The following is a 1,984-nucleotide window of genomic DNA, read 5'->3' as shown; positions in this document are numbered from 1 at the left end:
CTTTTCAGTTCGACGCACGGTAAAGCCCGTGCGCATCGATGTAGGCCAGGACCGCGTCAGGCACCAGGAAACGTACCGACTTCCCGCTGGCCAGCAGTTGACGGATCTGGGTGGCAGACACCGCAAGCGGGGTCTGCCAGACGAATGCAATATTCCCGTTCGGCCCGGTCAGGGCCAAGGGGTCACTTACCGACCGCGCGGCCAGCAGGTTGCGCAAGGCATCCGGCGGTTCGCTGTCGGCATCCGGGCGTTGCAAAACCAGGATGTGGCAATGCTGGAGGAGTTCCTCCCAGCGATGCCAAGAGGGCAGGCCGCAAAATGCGTCCCAGCCCAAAAGCAGAAACAACTGGTCATCTGCGGCCAGCTCGGCACGCATCAGNTCCAGGGTGTCGATGGTGTAGGACGGTTTGTCCCGCTGCAATTCGCGGGCGTCCACCACCAGCGGCGCCACACCGGCCACCGCGCACTCGACCATCGCCAGACGGTCCTTTGCCGACACCTGCGGCGTACCGCGATGCGGCGGCCTGGCACTGGGTGTCAGGCGTAACTCATCGAGCGCCAGCGACTCGGCGACTTCCAGCGCACCACGCAAATGGCCGATGTGCACCGGGTCGAACGTCCCGCCCAGCATGCCAATGCGTCTTGGCGCAGGCTCGCTGGCGGTTTGCGGGACTGACGGTTTGAGGTCGCCCAAGTCAGACCGACGCCTGGCCGCGCAACTGGCCATCACCGACCACAATGTACTTCTCGCAGGTCAGACCTTCGAGACCCACCGGGCCGCGGGCGTGCAGCTTATCAGTAGAAATGCCAATCTCGGCACCCAATCCGTATTCGAAGCCATCGGCGAAGCAGGTCGGCGTGTTGATCATCACCGACGACGAATCGACTTCCGCCACAAAACGCCGGGTGTCGGCGAAGTTTTCGCTGACGATCGAGTCAGTGTGATGCGAGCCGTGCTTATTAATGTGTTCGATTGCCTGGTCCAGCCCGTCAACGACGCGGATCGAAAGAATCGGCGCCAGGTACTCGGTGTTCCAGTCTTCTTCTGTTGCCGCGACGGCCTCGATGATCGCCCGGGCGCGTTCGCAACCGCGCAGTTCAACGCCTTTTTCGCGGAACTGTGCAGCCATCGACGGCAGGAAATCCTTGGCAACGGCTTGATCCACCAACAGCGTTTCCATCGCGCCGCAGATGCCATAACGGTAAGTCTTGGCATTGAAAGCGATGCGCTGGGCTTTCGGCAGATCGGCGTGGGCGCTGACGTACACGTGGCAGATGCCGTCCAGGTGTTTGATCACCGGCACGCGGGCATCGCGGCTCACGCGTTCGATCAGGCCACGGCCACCGCGCGGCACGATCACATCGACAAATTCCGGCATGGTGATCAGCGCGCCTACGGCGGCGCGGTCGGTGGTTTCCACCACTTGCACCACTTCGGCAGGCAACTCGGCCACCGCCAGGCCCTGCTGAATGCAGGCGGCAATGGCGCGGTTGGAATTGATCGCCTCGGAACCGCCACGCAGGATGGTCGCGTTGCCCGACTTGAGGCACAGGCTCGCGGCGTCGATGGTCACGTTCGGGCGCGACTCATAAATGATGCCGATGACGCCCAGGGGCACGCGCATCTTGCCGACCTGAATGCCGGACGGCAGGTAGCGCATATCGCGGATTTCACCGACCGGGTCCGGCAGTGCCGCCACCTGACGCAAACCGACGATCATGCCGTCGATACGTTCCGGGGTCAGCGCCAGACGTTCAAGCAATGCCGGCTCAAGACCATTGGCGCGACCCGCGGCCAAATCCAGTTCATTGGCAGCCGTCAGCTCGACGCGTGCAGCGTCCAGCGCATTGGCAGCCGCCTGCAGCGCGCGGTTCTTCTGCGCAGTGCTGGCACGGCCAATGACGCGAGAAGCCTNCCGGGCAGCGCGACCCAGGCGGGTCATGTAGTCAAGAACGGACTCAGTCATGGTCNGGGNGTCTTNGC

At 63.3% G+C, this 1,984-nt stretch carries 2 protein-coding genes; both read right to left on the bottom strand.

Features of this window, described 5'->3' with window-relative positions; all coding sequences use genetic code 11:
- Positions 1-4: 4 nt before the first annotated feature.
- A complete protein-coding gene (gene nadD / locus B7L09_RS21085) occupies positions 5-694 on the bottom strand; it encodes a nicotinate-nucleotide adenylyltransferase (protein WP_255142307.1) in 690 nt (229 codons plus the stop codon).
- A gap of 1 nt (position 695) precedes the next feature.
- Positions 696-1,967 (bottom strand): glutamate-5-semialdehyde dehydrogenase, encoded by a 1,272-nt coding sequence (locus B7L09_RS21080; protein ID WP_094470463.1) that lies wholly within the window; start codon positions 1,965-1,967, stop codon positions 696-698.
- Between the last annotated feature and the right edge of the window lie 17 nt (positions 1,968-1,984).

This window comes from Pseudomonas mandelii (genome assembly GCF_002251635.1).
Lineage (GTDB): Bacteria > Pseudomonadota > Gammaproteobacteria > Pseudomonadales > Pseudomonadaceae > Aquipseudomonas > Aquipseudomonas mandelii_B.
The sequence above is the reverse complement of the archived record's forward strand: the minus strand, read 5'-3'. Positions and strand labels throughout refer to the sequence as shown.